The following is a 24,656-nucleotide window of genomic DNA, read 5'->3' on the forward strand; positions in this document are numbered from 1 at the left end:
GCACGCCCGCCCACGCAGGTGACATGTGTCGCGATTGGAGCGGCCCGCACGGGAAACGCGGACGGGGAAGAACAGCAGGCAGGCAAGGAGGCACCATGGGCACGCAGTCCGAGGCGATGGGCGACGACGTCTACCAGCCCACCGGAACCAACGAGGAGCAGGAGGACGCGGCCCCGCTCGACCTCCAGGACGCCGTCGACGAGCGCACCTACGACGACACCCTGGACGAGGGCTACTCCCCGCCGGAGAAGCCGCTCGGTGTGACCAAGTACGGCACCACCGCGGCCGAGCAGCACGAGGGCGAGAGCCTGGACCAGCGGCTCGCCCAGGAGGTGCCGGACACGGCCGAGCCCGCCGGGGACGGCGTCGGAGACCTCGCCGGCGGCGAGGGCGAGCCCGTCGATCCCCAGGCCGGCGACCGGCGTGCGGGCCGGCTCGTGGCGCCCGACGAGGGGGCCCACCCGGACGCCGTCAAGGAGGAGATCGCCCGGGACGTGGGCGTGGACGGCGGGGCCGCGGGCGCGGAGGAGGCCGCCGTCCACATCGTCGAGGAGTGAGGCCCGGTCAGTCCCCGATACGGTCCAACTGCCGTAGCCGGTTGGTGGCGTCGAGCGCGGCGACCTTGTACGACTCCGCGAGCGTCGGATAGTTGAACACCGCGTTGACCAGATAGTCGACGGTCCCGCCGCAGCCCATCACGGACTGCCCGATGTGGATCAGCTCGGTCGCTCCGGTGCCGAAGCAGTGCACGCCGAGCAGCGTGCGGTCCTCGGGGGACACCAGCAGCTTGAGCATGCCGTGCGCGTCGCCGATGATCTGCCCGCGGGCCAGCTCGCGGTAGCGGGCCACGCCCACCTCGAACGGCACCCGCTCCTCGGTCAGCTGGTCCTCCGTGCGCCCCACGAAGCTGATCTCCGGAATGGTGTAGATGCCGATGGGCTGCAGGCGATGCATCTGCCCGACGGGTTCCCCGCAGGCGTGGTAGGCGGCCGCCCGGCCCTGCTCCATCGCGGTCGCGGCGAGCGCGGGGAACCCGATGACGTCACCGACGGCGTAGATGTGCCCGACCGACGTGCGGTAGTGCTCGTCGACCTCGATCCTGCCGCGCCGGTCGGCCGTCAACCCCGCCTTGTCCAGGTCGAGTTCATCGGTCAGGCCCTGTCGGCCCGCCGAGTACATCACCGCGTCCGCCGGGATCTTCTTGCCGCTCTCCAGCACGGTCAGCGCACCCCGCGGATGCCGTTCCACGGCGGCCACGGTCTCCCCGAAGCGGAACGTCACCGCCAGGTCCCGCAGGTGGTACTTGAGCGACTCGACGACCTCGACGTCGCACATGTCGAGCATCCCGGCCCGCTTCTCCACCACCGTCACCTTGCTGCCGAGCGCGGCGAACATGGACGCGTACTCCATGCCGATCACCCCGGCGCCCACGATCACCATCGACTGCGGCACCCGCTCGACGGTCAGGACGTTGTCGGAGTCGAGGATCGTCCGCCCGTCGAACTCCACGCTGTCCGGCCTCGCCGGCCGCGTCCCGGTGGCGATCACGATGTGATCGGCGCCGATCAGCCGCTCCTGGCCGGTGATCTCGCGCAGGGCGACGGTGTGGTCGTCGACGAACCGGCCGGTGCCGGCGAACAGGGCGACGTGGTTGCGCGTCAACTGACTGCGGATGACGTCGATCTCCCGCCCCACGACGTGCTGGGTGCGGGCGGTCAGGTCGGCGACGGTGATGTCCTCCTTGAGCCGGTAGCTCTGTCCGTACAGGTCGCGCTGGGTGAGACCGGTGAGGTAGAGCACCGCCTCACGCAAGGTCTTGGAGGGGATGGTGCCGGTGTGGAGGGAGACCCCGCCGACCATGTCGGGGCGGTCGACGACGGCGACTCGGCGGCCCAGTTTGGCCGCGGCTATGGCGGCCTTCTGACCGCCGGGACCTGATCCGAGGACGAGCATGTCGAAGTCGGGCACCCTCCGCAGTCTGGCAGGGCGGGGGGTGCGGGGAAAGAGCGTCGGGGGTTCTAGGGCAGGAGCTTCTCGATCGCGCCGGGGCCCTCCTCGGCGAGCTTGCGGCGGGCCCACTCGAGATTGCGCGGGGTGAGGTCGCGGCCGGTGGCGAGGACCATGTCCTCGGCGGACACCTCGGTGCCGGTGCGGGTGTGGAGCAGGTTGTCCGGGGTTGCGCGCTCCGGGGAGGGCCGGGCGGCGCCGGGCTGTGACGTCGGCATGATGTCTGCTCCTCGCGTCCGAAGGAATGTACTAACACCATTCATCCTGGAGCCGCACCCTGCAATCCCGATCATCCCGGCCCGAGATGCCGCGATGATCGGCCGGGCGTCTAATGGGCTGTGTCGGGGCGCCCCCAACCCTGCGGCACACCGCCGCACGGCAGGAAGGCCCAGGTCATGGAACCCACCGCAGCCGGGAAACCCCAACGGGGGGGACTGCGAAGGCTCGGCGCCTGGTGCGCCCACCACTATCTGATCGTGATCATCGTCTGGCTGGTCGCGCTCGTCGCCCTCCAGGCGGTCAGCCGCGCCGTCGGCGGCGTGTACGAGGACAACTTCCAGCTGTCGGGCGTGCAGTCCACCGAGGGCCTGGACGTGCTCGAGAAACACGACCCCCAGGCCGGCGGCTACAGCAGCCAGATCGTCCTGCACGACGACCAGGCCGTCACCGGGCTGAGCTCCCCGATGTCCACCACGGTCGGCGACCTGCAGAAGCTGCCCCACGTGCTGTCCGTACAGAACCCGCTGACCCAGACCGCGACCAAGGTCGGACCGGTGTCGGGCGACGGCAAGACCGCCTACATCACCGTGCGGTTCGACGAGCAGCCCTCCACCCTCGGCGACGGCTATCTGACCGGAGTCGACCAGGCCGTCCAACCGCTGCGCGCGGCCGGCGCCGACGTCGAGTACGGCGGTTCGCTCGGCGAACTCGCCCGCCCCGCCGCGGACGACCGGGTCAGCGAGCTGATCGGCTTCGCGGTCGCGATCGTCGTCCTGCTGGTCGGCTTCGGCAGTGTCATCGCGGCCGGACTGCCCCTGGTCACCGCGCTGATCAGCGTGGTCGGCGGGCTCGCCTGCCTCGGGCTGCTGGCCGCCGCCTTCACGTTCGCGACCGTGTCGCCCACCCTCGCCACCATGATCGGGCTGGGCGTCGGCATCGACTACGCCCTCTTTCTGACCACCCGGCACCGGCAGAACCTGATGGACGGCGCGGATCCCGCCGAGGCCGCCGGACACGCCAACGCCACGAGCGGCCGCGCCGTGCTCGTGTCCGGTACCACCGTGATCATCGCGCTCTTCGGTCTGTACGCGTCCGGGGTGTCCTTCATCGGCAAACTGGGACTCGCCGCGGCCATCACGGTCGTCTCCGCGGTCGCCGGCGCCCTCACCCTCGTCCCCGCCCTGCTCGGGCTGATCGGCCGCCGGATCGACCGCTACCACGTGCGCAAACCGGTCGCCGAGACCGACGCCGAACCGGGCGCCGTCCCGCACGGCACCTGGCACCGCTACGCCAGGCGCGTCGAACGCAGACCCTTGCAGTACCTCGGCGCAGGCGTCGCCGTCATCGCGATCCTCGCGATCCCCGTCTTCTCCATCCAGCTCGGCCACATCGGCGACGGCGCCGACCCGACGTCGTTCACCGACCGGCGGGCCTACGACCTGATGACCGACGCCTTCGGCCCCGGCTCCAACGGCCCGCTCACCGTCGTCATCGACCAGACGTCCGTGCCGTCCGACAAGCGCTCCGACCTGTCCGCCCAGGCGACGAAGACCCTGGACGCGGTGCCCGGCGCGGCCACGGTGACCCCGCTGACCCCCACCAGCGACGGCGACGTGCTGCTCGCCACCGTCTACTCCGAGAAGTCCCCCCAGAGCGCCGACACCACCGACCTGACGAACCGGCTCGTCGACCGCACCCTCCCCGACGCGGTCTCCGGCTACGACGCCAAGGGCTACGTCACCGGCACCACGGCCGCGCAGGTCGACTTCCGCGACATCGTCGCGAGCAGACTGCCCCTGATCATCGGGGTCGTCGTCGCCCTCGCCTTCCTGATCATCCTCGCGGTGTTCCGCGGCCCCCTGGTCGCCCTCAAGGCCGCCGTCCTCAACGTCCTGTCCATCACGGCCTCCTACGGCGTCGTCGTCGCCGTCTTCCAGTGGGGCTGGGGCGGGCCCGCGCTGGGCGTCAACGGCAAGGTGCCCATCGAGAGCTATGTGCCGATGATGATGTTCGCGATCATCTTCGGCCTCAGCATGGACTACGAGATCTTCCTGCTCTCCCGCGTCCACGAGGCCTGGCTGCGCACCGGCGACGCCAAGGACGCCGTCGCCCACGCCCTGGAGATCACCGCCCGGGTCATCACCTGTGCGGCTCTGATCATGGTGAGCGTGTTCTCGGCGTTCATCATCAGCGACAACATCGTCGTCAAGATGCTGGGCCTCGGCCTCGCCGTCAGCGTGCTGATCGACGCCACCGTGGTGCGGCTGCTCATGGTGCCCGCGGTGATGACGCTGCTGGGGCCGCACGCCTGGTGGACGCCCCGGTGGCTGGACCGGATCCTGCCGCACATCGACGCCGAGGGCGACGCGGAGAGCCTCAGCGGTCCGCCGGACGCACCGGCGCGAGGACGAGCATCGTGACGTCGTCCCGTACGCCGGGGGAGTGGCGCAGCACGTCCGTCCACACCCGGTCGGCCGTCGTCGCGGGATCCGCTCCGGCGGCGAGTGCGGGCAGACGGTCCAGGAGCGGATAGAACGCCCCCGCGGAGTCCCTGGCCTCCGAGACGCCGTCGGAGGCCAGGAAGAGGCGGTCGCCGGGGCGCAGCGGCAGGACCACGGCGGTGAGCGGAGCGCCCGACAGCCCGAGCCCGAGCGGTGTCCACGGCACCACGTCCAGCTCCACGGCCGTGCCGTCGCGCAGCAGCACCGGCGGCGGATGACCGCAGACGACGACGCGCACGGCGTCCGCGTCCGGCGTGAACTCCACCAGGACCGCCGTCGCGAACAGCTCGGCGTGCGCGACCCGTGCCCCGTCCACGACCAGCCGCCGGTCCAGGCGTGCCGCCACCGACTCCAGGTCCTTCTGGTCGAGCACCGCCTCCCGGAACGCCCCCAGGATCGAGGACACCGTGGCGACCGCCGCCAGCCCGTGCCCCTGCACGTCCCCCAGCACCGCCCGCACCCCGTGGGCGCTCTCGCGCACGTCGAAGAAGTCGCCGCCCACCAGCGTCCCGCGCTCCGCCGTCCGGTACAGGCCTGCGCAGCGCACCGGCCCGACCCGCTCGGGCACCGGCGGCACCAGAGCGTTCTGGGCGGCCTCGGCGATCGTCCGTTCGAGGTCCATCTGCACATCGCGCCGCCTGCGCACGAACGACACGAACACGCTGAGCACGGCGACGAAACAGGTCGTCAGCAGGTCCGCCTGACCCGGCTGGTCGAGCTGGAACGCCGGCACGTTGAGCATCACGATCACGGCCGCGCCGAGCAGCCCGGTCGCCACGGGACCGTACGACAGCACGGCCAGCGGCGGGATCGCGCCCAGCGCGAACCCGATGTCCAGCGGCTCGGGGCTGGCCAGCGTCACCGCGCAGACGCCCGCGACCAGGACGAGCGGCAGAGCCCGCACCCACAGCGGCGGCGGTGCTCCCCGCAGCCAGCCCCGCCGCTCACTGTCCAGTCGTCCCACACCCCCACGCTCCACCCCGGCACGGGCGGGCGCACGCCGAGACCGCGGCGGACGCGACGGAAGAACCTGTGCGGCGGAGCGACCTGTCGCAGGGAGGAGAGCGGCCGTCAGCGGCCGTCGGCGGCGCCCTTCAGCAGGGCCTCCGCGTCGGCCAGTATCTCCGTGACGCGCAGTCCGAAGGCGGCGTCGCAGGGGTGGCGGCGGCCGTCGCGGGCCGCGGCGAGCAGCTCGTCCACGGCCCGGGAGAGGGCCGAGGCGGCGTCCGGGCTGTCCTCCGGGAGACGGGTCACCCCGGCCGTGCCGCGGAGCTCGACGCTCGCGCCCACCGCCCCGGGCGGGGCCGTCAGACTGAGCGTCAGGGTACTGGAGGCGCCCTCCACGTGGTCCAGGACCACATGGACGGTGTCACCGGGGCCGTGGGCCGCGGCCGTCACCCGGCGGACGTCGCCGAGCACCGGCAGCAGCACCGACAGCGCGTGCGGGCCCACGTCCCACAGGGCGCCCTTCTCCCCGCGCCAGGGCGTGGCGAACGGGCTGTCGCCCTCCTCGTGGAAGACGTCCCCGAGCCATTGCGCGTGCGCGGTGAACCACTCTCCGGCGTCCGCCTGTTCGGCGATCCAGGCGCGCGGCCCGGGCACGAACCGGGTGGTGAAGAAGACGACCGAGGCGACCCGCGCCTCCTGCACGGCCCGCACCACGGCTCGCGCTCCCGCCACCGTGGCGGCGACGGGCTTGTCGAGCAGCAGATGACAACCGGCCGCGGCGGCGCGCACCGCGAGCCGCGCCTGGACGTCCGGGGGCAGAGCGACGGCCACCGCGTCCACGTCCGCGAGGAGGGCGTCGACGTCGTCGTAGGCCCGTGTCCCGTGGCGGTCCGCCAGTTCCTTCGCGGCCTGCGGGCGGCGGCCCCAGACGCCGGTGAAGTCGAGCCCCTCATGGGCGTGCAGGACGGGGGCGTGGACCATCCCGGCCCAGGGGCCGGTGCCGAGCAGACCGATGCGCATACCGCTGACTCTCCCTGCCGTTGCCGATATGGCGAGCGTGGGCGAGCCTTGCACACGCAGGGCGGGGCGTGCACGCCGCATCCGCTCTCGGACCGGGGCGTGTACGTCGGCTCCGCCGTCAGGCCGCCTGGGCCTCGTCGTCCGTGCTCGTCCCCGCCGCCTTGTGCGCGGCCGTGCCTGCGCCCGCGCCCGTGGAGCCGCCGGGTATCAGGCGGAGGTGACGCCGGCCCGCGGCATGGCGGCGCTTGGCCCGATCCGGGACGAGCAGGCGATCCTCGACCCGGTCCATGACCCCCAGCAGGACGGACAGCAGCGGCAGCAGCAGTACGGCGACCCAGAGCATGGCTTTCTCCTCGACAGGCGACTGGATGCCGGGTGCTCCGAATCGCGCGGCTGATGCCTGCCGGAACGCGCTCAGCGGTGAACGGGCGCGGCGAAGCCCGTCAGCAGGGCGTCCGCCTGGGCCAGACCGCTCTCCTCGGAGATCTCCCGCACCGTCTGCGCCGGCCGCACCATGGCGAACGCGACCCGGTCGGCGTCGAGGAGGAAGCCGTACACGGCGGGCCTCGGCAGACTGTTGTACGACCAGTGCGCCGAGAAGTAGTACCCGCCCGTGTCGTGCAGCACGATCACGTCCCCCTCGGCGAGGGCCGGCAGCGGCCGGTCGTGCGCCACCACGTCCCCGGCGAAGCAGAGCGGGCCGGCGACGTCCTGCCGTACGAGGGGCGTGCGCTTGGGCGAGCCGTCCGGGCCGTATGCGGACACCCGCAGCGGCCAGGCCTCCGGCATGAAGACGGTCCGGGTGGCCACCTGGCCGCCGGCGTGAGTGAGGGCGACCCGGCGCCCGCCGGCGTCCTTGACGTACTCGACCAGGGCCGCCGTGAAGCCGTTCTTGGCGATCAGGGAACGGCCGAACTCGGTGACCACCTGGTAGCGGCCGTCCAGCAGGGCCGGCTCGGCGGCGCTGAGCGCGGCCGCGTACTCCGCGTACGTGGGCGTGACGGTGTCGTCGGCGAAGTTCACCGGCAGCCCGCCGCCCAGGTCGAGGCTGGTCACCTGGCGGCGGCCGACGTACGCGTTGATCTCCTCGGCGAGCCGGTGCGTCGCCGCGAGCCCCTCCGCGATCAGCGGCAGCGGGCAGCCCTGGGAACCCACGTGGGCGTGCAGCCGGGTCAGCCACGGCCGCCGCGCGAACGCCTCGACGACCCGGGCGCGGGCGCCGGGGTCGCGCAGGGCCACGCCGAACTTGGACGTCGCGGTAGCGGTGCTCATCGCGCCGATGGACCCCGCGCCGACCTGGGGATTGACCCGCAGCCCGAGCACGGACGCGCAGTCCGCGGGGCGCAGGGCGTCGATCCGCTCGAGCTCGTCGAGGTTGTCCGCGTTGAGCGCGACGGCCAGGTCGAGGGCCTCGCGGATCTCCTGACGGGTCTTGGCCGGCGAGTCCAGCACGATGTGCGCCGGGGCGAACCCCGCGTCCAGCGCCAGCCGCAGTTCGCCGGGGCTCGCCACCTCGCAGCCCATGCCGGCCTCGGCGAGCAGCCGCAGCACCGGCACCAGCGAACAGGCCTTGGCGGCGAACGTGTGCAGGACGTCCGGCACGTGCGCGAACGCCCCGTGCAGCGCGTCGACGCTGTCGCGCACGCCCCGCACGTCGACGAACCCGGCCACCGGCCGGTCCTGCGCGATCAGCCCGTCCGCGACGGCCTGACGGACGGCGAGGGCGACGGGGGAGGGCGAGGTCCGGCGGCTCGCGGGGGTTTCGTGGTTCTCGGTGGGGAGCGGCACGTTCGTGGTCTCCTTCGGCGCGCGCGGGCGGTGGGGCTCGGCGTCACGACGGTGCGTGACAACTCCAGGTTCGCCCCGCCCACGGCCGCGCGTCTTTGGGGGACCGGACAAAGACCACCGGATCCTTCGTGCGCTCGCACGAACTCACAGCTCGGGAGGGAGCGCCAGGCGAACCGCGAGGGTCAGCAGCAGCCGGGTGTCGGGGTCGTCCAGGTCCACGCCGTGGCGCTCCCGGACCCGGCCCAGGCGGTACCGGAGCGTGTTGGGGTGCACGACCAGGCGACGGGCCGCCTCCGGGACGTCGCCCCCGGCGTCGAGGTACGCCGCCAGCGTGCGTACGAGGTCGCCTCCCGCGGCCAGGTCCGTGCGGATCAGCTCGTGCACCGGCCCGCCGCCGGACTCCCACACCGGCCGGGCCGCGTCCAGGATCCGCAGCACCTCCAGCGACGCGCCCGCGCCGGCGGCGTCGGCGTGCCGCGCGGGCCGGGGCCGTCCGGCGGCCAGTGCCCGTAGCTCCCTGTCCCGCAGCGCCCGGACGACGAGGGCGGCCCGCCCGTAGGACAGCGCGGCCCGCTCCGGAGTGACGACCGGGCCGACGCCCAGCCACACCGCGGGCGAATCCGGCAGCGAGGACACCACCGTGGCGAGGTCGCGCACGACGGCCGCGACGGCGCTCTCGTGGTCCGCCGCCGAGGCGTCCCCGGTCAGCAGCAGCGCCAGCCGGTCGCCCTCGCGCAGGACGCCGGTACCCGGCCGGTGCGCCGAGACCTCCAGGACCAGCACGTCCAGGGCCCGGTCGTCGGCCCTGCCGCCGGACCGACGTTCGGCCACCACCACCGCGCACGGCGCGTCCGCGGCCAGCCCCAGCGACCAGGCGTGGGTGCGCCCGTCGCCCAGACCGTGCAGCAGACCGCGCAGCGCGGCCTCCCTGCGGTGTGCCGTGCCGCTCTCCCGCAGCCGCTCGCGCACCAGCAGCGGAGCGGCCAGCCCGGCGGCCGTGCGCAGGTACCGGGCGGCGTCCGGGGCCAGGGCCGCGCCGTCCGCGGCGGCCCAGATCGACCCGAGGATCTCCCGCCCGCTGCGCACGGCGACGACCAGCCGCTCCGGGCTGTCGCCGTCGGCGGCCCGGTGGATGACGTCCTCGGAGGTCCACAGGGCGCGCAGCAGTCCGCTGCGGCGCAGCTCGGCGACGCGCCAGTCGGGAACCCGGCCGCCGAGGATGGCGGTCCGGCGCAGCGGGTCCGCGCCGGGGCCGGTGGCGGAGTGGGCCAGAACCCGCAACCGGGTGTCCTCGATCGTGATCGACCCCTTCACGTACTCCGCGACCCGCGCGGCCAGGGCGGCGAGGGAGGGCGCCGCCTCGGGACCCCGTGGGCCCCCCTCGTCGTCGGCCCGGCCGGCCCGCACGTACGACAGCGCCGACCTCAGCAGCGCGGCGGCCCCGGCCCAGTCGGCGCCCTCGGCCCGGGCGAGCAGGGCGATGCCGCTCTCGCGGGCCGCCGCCACCGCCTCCGCCTCCGCGTCCTCCTCGCCCGGGTCGCCCAGGACGACGGCGCAGGCGCCCCGGCGGGTGGCCTCCCGCACGGTCTGGGCGTCGGGGGCGGCGCCGACCGCCAGCAGCAGGGCTCCCTCGCCCGCCGGACCCTCCCCGTGCGGGCCCAGGTCGTCCAGGCCGACGGCGATCCGCCGCACCACGGTGCCGGGGGAGGCCGGCGCGCACAGCAGCCGCACCGCGTCGCCGTCCTCGAAGGCCAGCAGGGCCCGCAGCGTCGCGCCGGCCTCCCCCGGGTCCGGGTCCTCCTCGTTCATCCGACGCTCCCGCTCTCGTCCTACGACGTGCCTCGTGACGACGTGCCTTGTGACTGTGCCTCGTGACGACGTGCCTCGTGACCGCGTACCGGTGGCCCGTGCCCGGTGTGCCCTGACTGGTGTGCTGTGCCTGGTGTGCGTGTGCCTGCGTGCTCGTGCCCGTGTGCGTGTCCTCCCGCCGACGATAGGCGGCCCGGGCGGTGACGCCCGCACCGCCGGCCGCGGATCGTGCGGCGGAATCGCGAGACCGGTGACATCGCCGATCCCCGCACGCCCGTCGCGCCCCGACAGTGGCACCGCCAGTCCATCGGCGGCTCCCGTCGGGGGCGGCGGCCGGACCCGCCCGTGCGGTGTCCCGCGGCCGTGCCCCGGGCGTCCGCCCCACAGAGAGGACGACTCCTCGTGCAGCAGCAAGCACGCACCGGCGCGGACCGGCGGACCGCTTCCGGCACCCCCCACGCCTACGGCACCCCCCACACCACGCCCGGCAGGTCCGGCAGGCTCGCTCGTCTCGCGACGGCGATCGCCGCCGCCGTCGGACTCGTCACCCTCGGCGACCCCGGCGCGCACGCGGCGGACAACCCCTTCGAGCGGGGACCGGCGCCGACCACGGCGAGTATCGAGGCGTCGCGCGGCCCCTACGCGGTCTCCCAGACCACCGTCTCCCCGCTCGCCGTCACCGGCTTCGGCGGCGGCACGATCTACTACCCGACCAGCACCGCCGACGGCACCTTCGGCGCGATCGCCGTCTCGCCCGGTTACACCGGCACCCAGTCCTCCATCGCCTGGCTGGGGCCGCGGCTGGCCTCCCAGGGCTTCGTCGTGTTCACCATCGACACCCTCACCACGCTGGACCAGCCCGACTCCCGCGGACGTCAGCTGCTCGCCGCCCTGGACCACCTCACGCAGGTCAGCTCGGTGCGCTCCCGCGTCGACAGCGGCCGCCTCGGCGTCATGGGGCACTCGATGGGCGGCGGCGGCAGCCTGGCGGCCGCCAAGAGCCGGCCCTCCCTCCAGGCCGCGATCCCGCTCACGCCCTGGAACGTCGACAAGACCTGGCCCGAGATCAGCACACCCACCCTGGTCGTCGGCGCCGACGGCGACACGATCGCCCCCGTCGCCACGCACGCCGAGCCGTTCTACTCCACCCTGCCGTCCTCCCTGGACCGCGCGTACCTGGAGCTGAACAACGCCACCCACTTCACCCCGAACTCGTCGAACACCGCGATCGCGAAGTACAGCGTCTCGTGGCTGAAGCGCTTCATCGACAATGACACCCGCTACGAGCAGTTCCTGTGCCCGCTGCCGCAACCGGGCCCGACCATCGACGAGTACCGGGGCAACTGCCCGCACTCGTCCTGAGTCGGCAGGGCGCTCCCGGCACGGGGACGGGCACGGACCGGCAGGCCGCCGCTGTGCCCGTGCCCGCGGCGCGACGGCGGCCGTTGGGCGCCCGCACAAGGAACGTCCCGCCCGTCGCTCACGAAAGTCCTGGTCGCGGGCGCCTGACGGGGTGCACCGACACCGCCGTCGGCTCCGTCGCGAGGCTTCCACCGCGCGCGGCGCGTACGTAACGTCCGGCGCATGAGCGGACAGACGATCACCGGCGGCGGTGTGCGGGTGGTGACCGGCGAACCCGGTTGCGGCCGTACGACGTTCCTGGACCGTGCCGCCCATGCGTTCCCCGCCGGAGCCGTGGTCCGTGTCGAGGCCGACCCGGCGACGTCGGCCGTACCGCTGGGCGGCCTGCGCGCACTGCTGCGCGCCCTCGGCGCACCGGCCGGGGCGCGGGCGGTCGCAGACCCGCCGAGCGCGGTCCTCCTCGCCGCGTTGCGCGCCGCGTCCGTCAGGGCGCCCCTCCTGGTGTGCGCCGACGACGCGCACCTGTGGGACGCCTCCACCCGGGCCGCGCTGGGCCGCGCCGCCGTGCACCTGCGCGGCGACGGCTCCGTGAGCGTGCTGCTGAGCGTGGCCGGACACCGCGCGCCCGACCCGGAGTTCGCAGCGCTGCCGGTGGTCCGCGTCGGCCCGCTCCCCCCGGCGGAGGCCGCCGCCCTCGTGGACGAGGCGACGGGCTGGGCCGTCGACCGCGCGGTCCGCGACGAACTCGTGGCCGACGCCGAGGGCAACCCGGCGCTGCTGCTGGCCATGGTCCGGCGGCTGTCACCCGCCCAGCTCCGCGGCCATCGCGCGCTGCCGCGCCCGCCGGCCGGAGCCGAGCTGCTGACCGGCCTGATCGGCGGCGCGCCGGCCGGGTGGACGCCCGCCCAGCAGGATCTGCTGCTCACGGTCGCGGCGGCGGTGCGGGACACGGACACGGACGACGACCCGTGCGCCACCCGGATCGACCTGAGACTCGCCCTCGGGGGAGCGCGACGCCTCCTGGCGACCCGCCCCGACCGAGAGCCCGCGGCGCCCCACGAACCGCCGCAGAGACCTTCGTACGGACCGCCACACCAACCGCCGCAGAGAGCGCCGCACGGACCGTCGCGGGATCCGCTGCCCGATGTGCTCGCCCTGCTCGACGGCGACGTCGGCTTCCACAGTGAAGTGCTGCGCCGCGCGGTGTACGCCGGTGCGCTGCCGGAGCGCCGTCGCGCCGCGCACCACGCCCTCGCACGGGAGCTGGAGGACGCGGGGGCCGACGCGCTGCGGGTGTTGCTGCACCGGGCGTGGTCCACGCCCGCTCCCCGGCAGGCGACGGCCGTGGAACTGGCCCTGACCGCGGGCGATGCCGCCCACCCCGCGTCGCCGGGCCTGCGGTGCGCGGCGTTCGCCCGCGCCGCCGAACTGGCCGAGGACCGCGCCCGGCGCGCCGAGTGGTGCACGGCCGCGGCGGAACAGGCCCTGCTCGGCGGACGCACGCACCGGGCCCTGCGATTGCTCGACGCGGCCCGGGACGACGCGGCTCCGGTGGCGGTCCGCGGCCGCGTCGAGCTGGTGCGCGGCATGACGGTGCTGCACGACGGACCCGTCGACGAAGCGCGGGCATCACTGCTCCTGGCCGCCGGTCTGCTGGCCGCGTCCGACCCGCGGCAGGCGCAGACGGCGCTGCTGGCCGCCTCGGACGCCGCGTGGGCCGCGGGCGACGCCGCCGGATGCGTGCACGCCCTGGGCGGCGGCGGGGACGACGCCGTCCCGGACCGGCAGGGGTCCGGGCGCGACGGAGGGCAGCCACGCGCCGGCGGGCCCTCGCGCCCGCCCTCGCCGGTGAGGGAGAGCCAGGGCGAGGGCGAAAGCGCCCTCCTGCCCGGCTACAGCACCGGAGTGCGGGCCCTCATCGAGGGGAGGTTTCCGCAGGCGGCGGGGCCGTTGCGGCGGCTGGTCGCGGACGTGGAGCGCACGCAGAGCGCGGACGAGCCGGAACCGGAGCCGGCGCTGCGCGCGGCGGCGGCCGCCCTCATGCTGGGTGATCTCGTGGCCGCACGGCGAGCGGGGGCACAGGCTCTGGCCGTCGCCCGTACGACCGGTGCAGCCGTGGCTCTTCCGCGGGCCCGCGAATACCTCGCCTACGCCGAACTGCGCGCCGGACGGCACGCGTTGGCCAGGACCCATGCGGAGGAGGGGCTGCGGGCCGCCCTGCGGACCGGACAGCGCAACAGGGCCGCTCACCACCACGCGGTGCTCGCCCTGGCGGCGTCGATCGAGGCCGGTCCGGACCAGGTCGCCGTCCACGCGGGCGCTGCGCTGGCGACCGCCCGGCAGCACGGACTGGTCCAGGCCGCGACGCTGGCCGAATGGGCGACGGCCCGCGCCGACCTGGCCCGCGGGCGGCCCCGGGAGGCCGCCGACCGGCTGGGGCCGCTGGTGCGCCCGGGGCCACGGCGGGGGCACTTCGCGGTGTGGATGCTCGCCGTGCCCTGCTTCGTGGAGGCGGCCGCCTCCACCGGCCGCGCCGACGCCGGCACGGCCGGGAGCCGCGGAGGCCTCGGGAGCCGCGGAGGCCTCGGGAGCCCCGGCGGCCTCGGGCGCGCCGGCGGCCTCGGGCGCGCCGTGTCCGTCGGGGCGGCCGGAGTCGTCGGAGAGGCCGGGTTCGTCGGGACGGTCGGAGTCGTGGGGGAGGCGGGGGTCGTCGGGGCGGCCGGAGTCGTCGGAGAGGCCGGGTTCGTCGGGACGGTCGGAGTCGTGGGGGAGGCGGGAGTCCTCGGGGAGGCGGGAGTCGTCGTGGAGGCGGGGGGCCTCGACGTCGTCGGCGTCGTCGAGGAGTTCGCCCGGTGGGCGGGGTTCGGCGCCGACCCCCAGGCCCCCGCCCAGCTGCTGCGCTGCCGCGCGCTGCTGGCCCCGGCGGACCGTGCCGACGCCCTGTACCGTGCCGCCCTCGATCTTCACGACGCGGCCGGCGGCGGGGACTTCGAGCGCGCCCGCACCGAACTGCTCCACGGCAAGTGGCTGCGCCGGCGCCGCCGACCGCGCGAGGCGCGCGACCGCCTCGGCGCCGCTCTGGTGGGATTCGAGCGCTGCGGCGCCCGCGTGTGGGCGGACCAGGCACGCGCCGAGCTGCGGGCGGGCGGCGCCGCCCCGGCCGGCCGGGCGAGCGACGCCGGCCTGTCCGGACTGACGCCGCAGCAACTGCGGATCGCCCGTTGCGTCGCCGAGGGCGCGACCAACCGCGAGGTGGCTCTCACCCTCTCCGTCAGCACCCGCACGGTCGACTACCACCTGCGCAAGGTCTTCGCGGCGCTGGGCGTGCGCTCCCGCGTCGAACTGGCGCGCATGGTCGACAGGTCCCGGTAGCCCGCCCGGCCGGCCGCTGCCCGCCCGGGCACGACCCGCCCGGCCACCGCCCGACCACTCCCGACCGGCTGTTCACTCCGAAATCAATCGTGCACACCCCTAGGGACCGACCGGACGGTATGCCATCCTTCGTGGGCAGGACGAGTCGACGGCGCAACACAGCCCCGGGGAAGGACCGCGATGCATCACGCCCTACGGTCACGGACCGCGTTTCGCCCCGCAACGGCCCCGCCGTCGGCGCCCGCACTGCGGTCGCACCCGCATCCGCGGCTCGGACGGTCGCTCATCGACGCCGACGCCCTGCGGGTCCTGCACCGAGCGGCCCGGGTGCTCCTGGCGGACCTGCCCGATCTCACCGACCGGCTGGTCGCCGCGATCCAGGAGCAGGAGCCCGCCTACCGCGCGGCGGTGACGAGCGATCCCGGCGCCACCTGGCAGGAGGTGCACCGCTCGCTGCGGCACAGCGTGTCCTCGCTGCTCGACCCGCGCGGCAGCCGGGACGCGGCCCGCCGGTGCTCGTGGAAGATCGGCGCGACCCGCGCGGAGCAGGGGCTTCCGCTGGACGCCCTGCTGCACGCGTTCCGGCTGGGAGGGTCCCTGGTGTGGCAGGGCCTCATCGAGGAGACCTCCCGGACCGCTCCCGAGGACGTGCGGCTGCTCGTGCACGTCGCCGCCGACGTGTGGGCCTTCGTCGACGAGCACTGTTCCCTGGTCGCCGACGCCTACCGGCAGGCCGAACGACAGCTCGCCTGGCGTCGGGAGAACCGGCTGCGGCTGCTGGCGGGCGCGCTGCTCGACGGCGCCTGCCGGATCGCCGACCTGCCGGAGACCTCCCACGCGCTGGACCTGCCCGAGGAGGGCCGTTACGCGGTCGTGGCGGTGACCGGCGGCGGCCCGTCCGACGGCGCCGGCGCACGGGCCGCGCTCGCCCGCGGCACCCGCGTCTACTGGCACACCGGGGTGGAGGTGGACTACGGCATCGTCCTGCTGGGCGATGACGAGAAGGCGGACGAGGGCGGATACGGGCACGAGGACGGATACGGGCACGGGGGCGGGAGCAGGTCGGCTCGCGGGGGCTCGGGTGACGGCGCCCGTCCCACGAGCGGGCCGTCGGCCGTGCCACCGCTGTGCGGGGGCGCGCGGGCGGGCGTCAGCACCGCCGTGTCGGGGCTGGCCGCCGTCGGGGACGCCCGCCGTCTCGCGGACACCGCGCTGGACATGTGTCCGAGCACCGGCGGCACGGTCCGGCTGACGGAACACCTTCCTGCCGCGCTGGTGCTCTCCGCCCCGGACCTGGGCACGGCGCTGGTCGAGCGGGTGCTCGGGCCGCTCGGCGACCTGGAACCCGCCGACGAGGCGGTCCTCCTCGACACCCTGGCGACCTGGCTGGCCTGCGACGGCTCCGCGCAACGGGCGGGGGAGCGGCTGTACTGCCACCGCAACACCGTCCTCAACCGCCTGCGCCGCTACGAGCAGCTGACGGGCCGCTCCCTGTCCCGGCCCGCCGACCTGGTCGAGATCAGCCTCGCCCTGACGGCCCGGGGCCTGCGCACCCGCTGAGCGGCCCCCGGCTCATCGCTCTCCACCGCCGGCGCCTCGCCCGCTTCCCCCCTGGTTGCCCTTACGCCACGGGGGCCGCCTCCGGCACCGTCCCCCTCCGAACCGGTCCCTGCTCCTCCTCCGGACGAGAGCGTCCGCGTCCCTGCTTCCTCCCACCGGGGGGAACCCCGGCGTCCGCCTTCCGCCCCCTGGGCGCGCGCACAAGTCCCCCGACCCGCCGTTGGGTCGGCGCAGCGAGCCCGCCCGAGCGCCTGTACCGCCCCTCGTCGCCCGTGCTGTCGTGAGCTCCCCTTCCCAGACACTCCGTGCCCGCCGGCACGGACCCGAGGAGCCGCGATGCCCGAAGCACCCCCGCAGGAGCGGCCCGCCCTGCACGTCGAAGGCCTCGACGTGACGTACGGACGAGCTCTGTCAGCCCTGCGTTCCGTGTCCCTGACCGTCCCGCACGGCGCGGTGGTGGCGCTGCTCGGCGCCAACGGCGCCGGCAAGTCCACCCTGCTGCGGGCGGTGTCGGGCACCCTGCGTCTGCACCGCGGCGCCGTCACCGCCGGCCAGGTCCGCTACGGGGACACCGTCCTGGACGGCCGCGACCCGGTCGCGGCGGTGCGGGCCGGCGTCGTCCAGGTCCCCGAAGGCCGTCGGGTCTTCGCCGGCCTGACCGTCGAGGAGAACCTGCGCGCCGGCGGCCTCGGCCTCGGCCGGCGGGCGCCCGACCAGGTCCGCGAGGGCCAGGAACGCGTCCACACGCTGTTCCCCGTCCTCGCCGAGCGCGGGCGTCAGCAGGCCGGGCTGCTGTCCGGCGGCGAGCAGCAGATGCTCGCCATCGGCCGGGCCCTGATGGCCGCTCCCCGGCTGCTGCTGCTCGACGAGCCCTCCCTCGGCCTGGCCCCGCGCATGGTGTTCCGGATCGCCGAGGTGATCCGCGAGATCAACGCCCAGGGCACGGCCGTCCTGCTGGTCGAGCAGAACGCGGGCATGGCGCTGTCGCTCGCCGACCACGCCCACGTCCTGGAAGTGGGCGAGATCCGACTGTCCGGACCGGCCGACGACCTCGCGCGCACGGACGCGGTGCGCCGCCTCTACCTCGGCGACCCGGCCGGCGACCAGGGGGCCGCGTGAAGCTCCGCCCCACCGTCGGCGCCGCTGCCGACCGTCTCCAGCCGCCGCCGGAACTGAGCGTGCGCGACGTGACCGTCCGCTTCGCCGGCCTGACCGCCCTGGACGCGGTGTCCTTCACCGTCGCCCCGGGATCCGTGCACGCCCTGATCGGCCCCAACGGCGCCGGGAAGTCGACCTGCTTCAACGTCCTGTCGGGTCTGTACCGCCCGGTGTCCGGGCAGGTCCGGCTCGGCGACACCACGCTGACGGGGCTCGCCCCGCACCGGATCGCCGCCCTCGGCGTGGCCCGTACCTTCCAGAACATCGTCACCACCGAGGGCACCGTCGCCGACAACCTCATGCTCGGCCGGCACGCCCTGTCCCGCGCCGGGTTCGCCGCGACGGCCCTGCGTCTGCCCGGCGTCTCGCGCGAACAGCGCGCCCATCTCGACCGGGCCCGTGAGATCGCCGAACTCACTGGCCTGGCCGACCACTTCGACACTCCGGTCGCCCTGCTGTCGTACGGCGACCGCAAACGCGTGGAGCTCGCCCGCGCCCTGTGCCTGGAGCCGCGGGTCCTGCTGCTCGACGAGCCCGTGGCCGGCATGAACGGCGCCGAACGCGCCCGCACCGCCGAGGCGGTGGAGGCCGTGCGCGCCCGACTCGGACTGTCCGTGCTGCTGGTGGAGCACGACATGGGCCTGGTGATGCGACTGGCCGACGAGGTCACCGTCCTCGACTTCGGCCGCCGCATCGCCCACGGCACCCCCGACGAGATCCGCCGCCACCCCGAGGTGCTGCGCGCCTACCTCGGCACGCCAGGAGAGGACCCCGCATGACCGCCCTCCTCGACAGCGTCCTCGCCGGCCTGGCCCTGGGCGCGGTCTACGCCCTGGTCGCGCTCGGCTTCGTCGTCATCTTCAAGGCGTCGGGCGTGCTCAACTTCGCCCACGGATCGCTGCTGCTGTTCGGCGGCTACCTCGTCGCCGTCCTGCACGACGACCTCGGCTTCCCCGCCGCCCTCGCGGTGGCCGTCCTGGCGACCGCCGCACTCGCCGGCGCACTGGACCGGCTGCTGCTGCAACGCGGCGACCCCGACCCCGGGGCCGCCCACGTGCAGACCATCGTCACCATCGGCGTGGACATCGTGCTGCTCACCGACCTGTCCCGGCGCATCGGCGGCGACCTGCTCACCCTCGGCGACCCCTGGGGCGACTCGGTGACCCGGTTGGGTTCCGTGACCGTCGCCGACAGCCGGCTCGCCGCGATCGCCGTCGCCGCGATCGCCATCGGCGCCGTCTTCGCCCTGTTCCGGTTCACGCCCTGGGGCCTGGCCCTGCGGGCCGCCGCCGAGGACACGGAGGCGGCCGCCCTCATGGGCGTACGGCTGACCCGGGTGCGCATGCTCGCCTGGTGCCTGGCCGGCGCGCTCGCCGCGCTGGCCGCGGTGTTCCTCGCCGCGTTCCCCGCGCCAGGACTGGAACGGACCACCGGCCAGATCGCCCTCAAGGCCTTCCCGGCGGCGATCCTCGGCGGCCTGGCCTCCCCGCCCGGCGCGTTGGCGGGCAGCCTGATCATCGGTCTGACCGAGGCCCTCGCGGCGGGCTACCAGTCCGAACTGCACGTGCTCGGCGAGGGGTTCGGCGACGTCGCCCCCTACGCCGTGATGGTGGCCGTCCTGCTGGTGCGGCCCACCGGACTGTTCGGCGCGAAGGGAGCCACCCGTGTCTGATCGCATCCCCAAGGGCGCCGCCGTCCTGCTGACCGCCCTCCTGCTGTGCGCGCCGCCCTTCTACCTGGACGCCTTCTGGCTGCGCATCGGCCTGTTCTCCATGGCCGCCGCCATCGGCGCCGTCGGCCTCGGCCTGCTCGCCGGCACCGCGGGCCAGCTCTCCCTCGGGCACGCCTTCTTCCTCGCCGTGGGCGCGTACGGCTACACCTGGCTGGCCGGCGAACCCGGACCCGGGCTGCCGCCCGCGCTCGCCGTACTCCTGGCCGTCCTGCTCGCCGGAGCGGCGGGCGGGCTGTTCAGCCCCGTCGCCGGGCGGGTGCGCGGCATCTACCTGGGCGTCGCCACGCTCGCGCTGGTCTTCCTGGGCCACCACGTCCTGCTCACCGCCGACTCCGTCACCGGAGGCTTCAACGGCCGCTCCGTGCCCCCGCTGACCCTGGGCGGGTTCTCCTTCGCCGCCGACGACGGGGCCCTCGTCGTCCTCGGCGTGCCGTTCGGCGCCGAGGAACGCCTGTGGTTCCTGGGCCTGGCCCTGCTGGCCGGCACCTGGTGGACCGCGCGCGGCCTGCTGCGCGGGCGCCCGGGCCGTGCCCTCGCGGCGCTGCGCGACAGCGAGACCGCGGCCGCCGTGATGGGCGTCGACGTCGCCCGGTACCGTTCGGCGGCCTTCGTCGTGTCGTCGATGTACGCCGGCCTGGCCGGAGTGCTGCTCGCACTCGCGTTCCGCCGGGTCGTGCCCGACTACTTCGGGCTGGCCCTCTCGGTCGACTACCTGGCGATGATCGTCATCGGCGGTCTCGGCTCGGTGGCCGGCGCCGCCGCCGGCGCCTTCTTCGTCACCGCGCTGCCGCTGCTGATGACCCGCTACGCCGACCAGCTGCCCCTGGTGACCGCGCCCGGCGCCGCCGACGGAGGGGTCGGCCCGACCGAGGCCGCCCGCTATCTCTACGGCGCGGCGATCGTCCTGGTCCTGCTGTACGCCCCCGACGGACTGCACGGCCTCGTCCGCCGTCTCCGCACCCGTCTGCGCCCCGCCTCCCCGGCCCCGGCGCCGACGACCCGTCCACCCGCCTCCGCCGTCCGAACCAAGGAGCACACCCCGTGAACCGCACGCACCACAGACACCGCGCCCCCGCCGTCCTCGCCGCCGCGCTCGCGGCCCTCCTCGTCGCGGCCACCGGCTGCAGCTCCAAGGCGGACGGCAGCGGCGGCTCCGAGGGCGCCGACGGCGTCAGGACCGGCCCCGGGGTCACCGAGAAGACCGTCAGGCTCGGCGCGCTGACCGACCTCACCGGCCCGTACGCCACCCTCGGCAAGTCCATCGTGCAGGCCCAGCAGATGTGGGCCGACGAGACCAACGCCGACGGCGGGGTCTGCGGCCGGAAGGTGGAGATCGTGGTCAAGGACCACGGCTACGACGTCCAGAAGGCCGTGACCGCCTACGCCGACCTGGCGCCGGACGTGGTGGCGCTGCCGCAGGTCATCGGCTCGCCCGTCGTCGCGGCCCTCCTCGACGACATCGAGCGCGACCGGCTGCTCACCTTCCCGCAGGCCTGGGCGGCCTCCCTGCTGGGCAAGGACTCCGTCCAGGTCATCGGCACCACCTACGACCTCGACATGATCGCCGCCGTCGACTTCCTCACCCGGACCAAGGGACTGGCCAAGGGCGACGCCGTCGGCCATGTGTACTTCGAGGGCGACTACGGCGCCAACGCCCTGGAGGGCTCCACCTGGGCGGCGAAGCGGGCCGGCCTGAAGATCGTCCCGCAGAAGATCAAGGCGACGGACACCGATCTGTCCGCGCAGGTCTCGGCGTTGCGCAAGGCAGGCGTGAAGGCCGTCCTGATCAGTGCGGGCCCCGCCCAGACGGCCTCCCTGGCCGGCGTCGCCGCCTCGCGCGGCCTGCGCGTCCCCGTCGTCAGCAACGCGCCCGGCTTCGCGCCGCAGCTGATGAAGACCCCCGCCGCACCGGCGCTGCTGGCCATGCTGCACGTGGTGAGCGCGGCGCCCGCCGTGAGCTCGGACCTGCCCGGCGTGCGGCGGATGGTGGCCGCCTACGGGAAGAAGTACCCGGACTCCCCGGTCGACTCCGGGGTGCTGTCCGGCTACAACGCCGCCCGGCTGCTGGGCGCCGACCTGAAGAAGGCCTGCGCGGCCGGCAGTCTCGCCCGCGAGGACGTGGTGAAGGCGCACCGCTCGCAGAAGAGCGCCGACACCGGACTCGGCACCCCGCAGGACTTCTCCGACGTCTCCCGGCCCGCCGCCCTGTCGGCCTATGTGCTCAAGCCCGACGCGAAGGCGGTCGGCGGCCTGGTGCGCGAGGAGGACGCGCACCAGGCGCCGGGCGTGACGCAGTATCTGGCGAACCGGCCCTGACCCTGCCCGGGTGATTCAGCGGCCGTGCTGCTGAATGCGTTCGCTTATCTCCATTGGACCCGCGGCCGACGGCGGGGCCAGGCTTGAGGACGTCCGGTGCGCCGCGATCACCTTCCGGTGCACCGGACGACCCGTGCCCGCCCGCAACCGAAAGAGGCCGCGACCCCATGCAGACCCGCCGCATCGGTGACCTGGACGTCAGCGCGATCGGTCTCGGCGCCATGCCCCTGTCGATCGAGGGCCGACCGGACGAGACCCGTTCCCTGGCCACCATCCACGCCGCACTGGACGCCGGCGTGACGCTGATCGACACCGCGGACGCCTACCACCTCCACGCCGACGAGGTCGGCCACAACGAGACCCTGATCGCCAAGGCCCTCGCCTCCCACGACCGCGGCGCGGACGTCCTGGTCGCCACCAAGGGCGGCCATCTGCGCCCCGGCGACGGCAGCTGGACCCTGGACGGCAGCCCCGCCCACCTCAAGGCGGCCTGCGAGGCGTCGCTGCGCCGGCTCGGCGTGGAGGCGATCGGCCTGTACCAGTTCCACCGCCCCGACCCGCGGGTCCCCTACGCCGACTCCGTGGGCGCGATCCGCGAACTCCTGGACGAGGGCAAGATCCGCGCCGCCGGCATCTCCAACGCCGACCCCGACCGGATCAGGGAGGCGAACGACATCCTCGGCGGCCGGCTCGTCTCCGTGCAGAACCAGTTCTCCCCGCGCTTCCGCTCCAGCGAGCCCGAACTGCGCCTGTGCGACGAACTCGGCATCGCGTTCCTGCCGTGGAGCCCGCTCGGCGGCATCGCCCGCGCCCGTGAACTGGGCTCCTCCTACGCGCCGTTCGCCCGTGTCGCCGAGGCCCGCGCGGTCAGCCCGCAGCGTGTCTGCCTGGCCTGGATGCTCGCCAAGTCGCCGGTGGTGGTGCCCATCCCGGGCGCGAGCCGCCCGGAGACGATCGTGGACTCCCTCGCCGCGACCGATCTCGTCCTCACCGCCGACGAACTCGCCGAACTGGACGCCGCCGTCTGACCCGACCGCCAGGAGGACCGCCGCTGGCCGTCCACGGCGCCGTCCGGAAGTCCGCCCGAGACACCGGCACGTACGACGCACTCCTGTCGCCGGGCGGCGCGTGCCCGGACGCGCACAAGCGTCCGCACGACGGACGGTCCGGGTGGGCGTCCGTGGCCGGATCCTGACCCTGGCGGGTGACATGACCCACTGACAGGCATGAATCGCCCAGGTCCGGGCACACGCAGCGCAAAACAGGAGAGAGGGGCGCTCGTGATCGTTCCGGACCCGAAGATCGCCAGGACGTTGCTGACCCGGTACGCGACCCTGAGGATCGCTCAGGCGGAGAGGGAGACGCCGCAGGCGGCTCGTGAGCTTCAGGACGTGGCCTACACCTTGTGCGTGCTGATGGGCACGTCCGACGTCCACGAGGCGGTCGCCGCGGCGGACGCCCTGCTCGAGTCGGCGGCTGCGACGCCCGCGAAGGACTCGGAGAACGGACTGTCCCTGGCGGTGTGAGGGCGGCCCGAGGGCCGGCCCCGGGCGCGGCGGTGCTCCTTGCTCCTTCGAGCCACCGCCGCGCCCGGGTGCGTCAGGAGGCGGCGGAGCCGCACCGGTCGGCGTGCCGGGCGCCCCGCTCCGGGGGAGAACCGGCCAGCCATTCCGCGATGGTGCGGGCGATCGGCTGTCCGGTGTCGACCTCCACGAAGCCGAACTGGCCCGACTGGTTGCACTCCAGGAACCACCAGGTGCCGTCGGCATCCTCGGCGAAGTCGAAGGCTCCGTAAGCCAGTTCCGCCTCGCGCAGATACCTCCGCACGGACTCGGCGAGGCGCGGCGGGACGTCGGCGGCCCGCCAGGGCGTGGTGGACGGCGAGAAGCGCACGTCCACCACGTCCGGGTCGCCGCCGGGGACCGTGTCCTTGCGGGCGGCCAGGAGACGGTCCCCGACCGCGGTCAGCCGTATGTCGGCCCGCTTGGCCACCCGGCGCTGCAGCAGCGTCGGACCGTACGCCACGGCGGCGAAGTCCGCGCCCGGCGGCACCCGGGTGGTGGGCACAGCGCGCGGCGGGTCCTGGGGATGCGCCCCGGAGACCGGCTTGACCACCAGGTCCGGGTAGCGGTCCGCGAACTCGCGCGCCGCCTGCGGGAACGTGGTGATGAGGGTGGCCGGCACCGGCAGGCCGCTGCGCTGCGCGAGCCGGAGCTGCCAGGGCTTGTGCCGGGCGCGCACAGCCGCGTCCGGGTGGTTCATCCAGCGCGTGGCGGTGCCGCGGAGCATGCCGTACAGCGCCTGCGAGGCCTCCTCCGTGAGCCACGCCGACGGTTCGGGCGCCCGGGCCGCCGGGGCGCCGGGCCGGCGGACCCACACCGACCTGAGCCCGTCGAGGCTCACCAGCCGCCCGGCGGACGACAGATGGCCGCGGAAGGCCCCGTGCACGAACTCGCCGGAGAGTGCGACGGAATGGGTCAGGTCGGCGGGATCGAGCCGGACGACCGGGACGCCGGCGGCGTTCAGGTGCACGACCACCATGTCCGCCGTGACGTCTTCTTCACAGGTCAGGATGAGCACGGTCATGTGATGTCGGCCCGTGTTCAGTCGTCGAAGTGGGTCTTGGAGCCCGCCGTCGAGGTCGTGGTCCCGAGTTCTCTCAGCAGGGCGTGGTCACGAGCGGCGATCCGGCCGTCGAGGAGTACGTTCAACTGCAGTCCGTGGTCGTAGGCGTACGGAGCGGCGTACTCCAACTCCGCCGCAGGGCGTGCGTAGTTGAGCGCGAACGGTTTCATCGTCTCTCCCTCGTCGGTACTGCTTCGATCAAGCGGTGCCGCTGTGCGACGTCACTCGGGCCCGCTGCG

At 74.6% G+C, this 24,656-nt stretch carries 21 protein-coding genes; 12 read left to right on the forward strand and 9 right to left on the reverse strand.

Translation table 11 applies throughout. The annotated features are described in order from the left end of the window. Positions 1–95: 95 nt before the first annotated feature. Positions 96–557, forward strand: coding sequence for a DUF5709 domain-containing protein (locus ACZ7DE_RS10440; protein ID WP_470759408.1), 462 nt, complete (start codon positions 96–98; stop codon positions 555–557). Between the two features lie 7 nt (positions 558–564). On the opposite strand, the gene sthA is transcribed toward ACZ7DE_RS10440, so the two are convergent. Both sthA and ACZ7DE_RS10450 read right to left on the reverse strand, forming a co-directional pair. Then, complete coding sequence (gene sthA / locus ACZ7DE_RS10445; RefSeq protein ID WP_470759410.1) at positions 565–1,968, reverse strand: Si-specific NAD(P)(+) transhydrogenase; 1,404 nt, start codon at positions 1,966–1,968, stop codon at positions 565–567. Between the two features lie 50 nt (positions 1,969–2,018). Continuing rightward, on the reverse strand, positions 2,019–2,225 hold the full coding sequence (locus ACZ7DE_RS10450; protein ID WP_470759412.1) for a hypothetical protein: 207 nt from the start codon (positions 2,223–2,225) through the stop codon (positions 2,019–2,021). 177 nt (positions 2,226–2,402) lie between these two features. On the opposite strand from ACZ7DE_RS10450, the gene ACZ7DE_RS10455 reads away from it, so the two are divergent. Then, positions 2,403–4,646, forward strand: a complete 2,244-nt coding sequence (locus ACZ7DE_RS10455; protein WP_470759414.1) for an MMPL family transporter — start codon at positions 2,403–2,405, stop codon at positions 4,644–4,646. On the opposite strand, the gene ACZ7DE_RS10460 is transcribed toward ACZ7DE_RS10455, so the two are convergent. From ACZ7DE_RS10460 to ACZ7DE_RS10480, 5 genes are all read right to left on the reverse strand, one after another. Beyond that, entirely contained in the window at positions 4,603–5,691 is a 1,089-nt protein-coding gene (locus tag ACZ7DE_RS10460; protein WP_470759416.1) for a PP2C family protein-serine/threonine phosphatase, read from the reverse strand. The two genes, ACZ7DE_RS10455 and ACZ7DE_RS10460, sit on opposite strands and share 44 nt — an antisense overlap. 107 nt (positions 5,692–5,798) lie before the next feature. Then, complete coding sequence (locus ACZ7DE_RS10465) at positions 5,799–6,695, reverse strand: Gfo/Idh/MocA family protein (protein ID WP_470759418.1); 897 nt, start codon at positions 6,693–6,695, stop codon at positions 5,799–5,801. A gap of 118 nt (positions 6,696–6,813) precedes the next feature. Next, entirely contained in the window at positions 6,814–7,038 is a 225-nt protein-coding gene (locus ACZ7DE_RS10470; protein ID WP_470759420.1) for a hypothetical protein, read from the reverse strand. A gap of 71 nt (positions 7,039–7,109) precedes the next feature. Further along, positions 7,110–8,483: a type III PLP-dependent enzyme domain-containing protein gene (locus tag ACZ7DE_RS10475; RefSeq protein ID WP_470759422.1), complete on the reverse strand. Its 1,374-nt coding sequence runs from the start codon at positions 8,481–8,483 to the stop codon at positions 7,110–7,112. 144 nt (positions 8,484–8,627) lie between these two features. Further along, positions 8,628–10,292: a PucR family transcriptional regulator gene (locus ACZ7DE_RS10480; protein WP_470759424.1), complete on the reverse strand. Its 1,665-nt coding sequence runs from the start codon at positions 10,290–10,292 to the stop codon at positions 8,628–8,630. 402 nt (positions 10,293–10,694) lie between these two features. On the opposite strand from ACZ7DE_RS10480, the gene bdeA reads away from it, so the two are divergent. The 10 genes from bdeA (at position 10,695) to ACZ7DE_RS10530 (ending at position 23,318) form a co-directional block, all read left to right on the forward strand. After that, entirely contained in the window at positions 10,695–11,654 is a 960-nt protein-coding gene (gene bdeA / locus ACZ7DE_RS10485; protein ID WP_470759425.1) for a bis(hydroxyethyl) terephthalate hydrolase, read from the forward strand. A gap of 222 nt (positions 11,655–11,876) precedes the next feature. After that, positions 11,877–15,026, forward strand: a complete 3,150-nt coding sequence (locus ACZ7DE_RS10490) for a LuxR C-terminal-related transcriptional regulator (protein WP_470759427.1) — start codon at positions 11,877–11,879, stop codon at positions 15,024–15,026. A 180-nt stretch (positions 15,027–15,206) separates the two neighbouring features. Continuing rightward, positions 15,207–16,586, forward strand: coding sequence for an RsbRD N-terminal domain-containing protein (locus ACZ7DE_RS10495; protein WP_470759429.1), 1,380 nt, complete (start codon positions 15,207–15,209; stop codon positions 16,584–16,586). Positions 16,587–16,922: 336 nt separating this feature from the next. Further along, positions 16,923–17,705: an ABC transporter ATP-binding protein gene (locus ACZ7DE_RS10500; RefSeq protein ID WP_470759430.1), complete on the forward strand. Its 783-nt coding sequence runs from the start codon at positions 16,923–16,925 to the stop codon at positions 17,703–17,705. Then, entirely contained in the window at positions 17,702–18,523 is an 822-nt protein-coding gene (locus ACZ7DE_RS10505) for an ABC transporter ATP-binding protein (protein WP_470759432.1), read from the forward strand. The genes ACZ7DE_RS10500 and ACZ7DE_RS10505 overlap by 4 nt, the downstream gene beginning before the upstream one ends. Next, positions 18,520–19,416 (forward strand): branched-chain amino acid ABC transporter permease, encoded by an 897-nt coding sequence (locus ACZ7DE_RS10510; protein ID WP_470759434.1) that lies wholly within the window; start codon positions 18,520–18,522, stop codon positions 19,414–19,416. Before ACZ7DE_RS10505 ends, ACZ7DE_RS10510 begins: the two co-directional genes overlap by 4 nt. Then, positions 19,409–20,521, forward strand: a complete 1,113-nt coding sequence (locus ACZ7DE_RS10515; RefSeq protein WP_470759436.1) for a branched-chain amino acid ABC transporter permease — start codon at positions 19,409–19,411, stop codon at positions 20,519–20,521. The genes ACZ7DE_RS10510 and ACZ7DE_RS10515 overlap by 8 nt, the downstream gene beginning before the upstream one ends. Then, on the forward strand, positions 20,518–21,792 hold the full coding sequence (locus ACZ7DE_RS10520) for an ABC transporter substrate-binding protein (protein ID WP_470759438.1): 1,275 nt from the start codon (positions 20,518–20,520) through the stop codon (positions 21,790–21,792). Before ACZ7DE_RS10515 ends, ACZ7DE_RS10520 begins: the two co-directional genes overlap by 4 nt. A gap of 167 nt (positions 21,793–21,959) precedes the next feature. Beyond that, positions 21,960–22,820 (forward strand): aldo/keto reductase, encoded by an 861-nt coding sequence (locus tag ACZ7DE_RS10525; RefSeq protein WP_470759440.1) that lies wholly within the window; start codon positions 21,960–21,962, stop codon positions 22,818–22,820. Positions 22,821–23,072: 252 nt separating this feature from the next. Then, a complete protein-coding gene (locus ACZ7DE_RS10530) occupies positions 23,073–23,318 on the forward strand; it encodes a DUF5133 domain-containing protein (RefSeq protein WP_470759442.1) in 246 nt (81 codons plus the stop codon). A 73-nt stretch (positions 23,319–23,391) separates the two neighbouring features. Here ACZ7DE_RS10530 and tgmB read toward each other — a convergent pair whose 3' ends face one another. Continuing rightward, positions 23,392–24,378 (reverse strand): ATP-grasp ribosomal peptide maturase, encoded by a 987-nt coding sequence (gene tgmB / locus ACZ7DE_RS10535; protein ID WP_470759444.1) that lies wholly within the window; start codon positions 24,376–24,378, stop codon positions 23,392–23,394. 17 nt (positions 24,379–24,395) lie between these two features. Next, positions 24,396–24,587 carry a putative ATP-grasp-modified RiPP gene (gene tgmA, locus ACZ7DE_RS10540; protein ID WP_470759446.1) on the reverse strand — a complete coding sequence of 64 codons (192 nt, stop codon included), beginning with the start codon at positions 24,585–24,587 and terminating at the stop codon, positions 24,396–24,398. Positions 24,588–24,656: the final 69 nt, after the last annotated feature.

The sequence above is a fragment of the Streptomyces sp. NPDC037083 genome, from assembly GCF_055606485.1.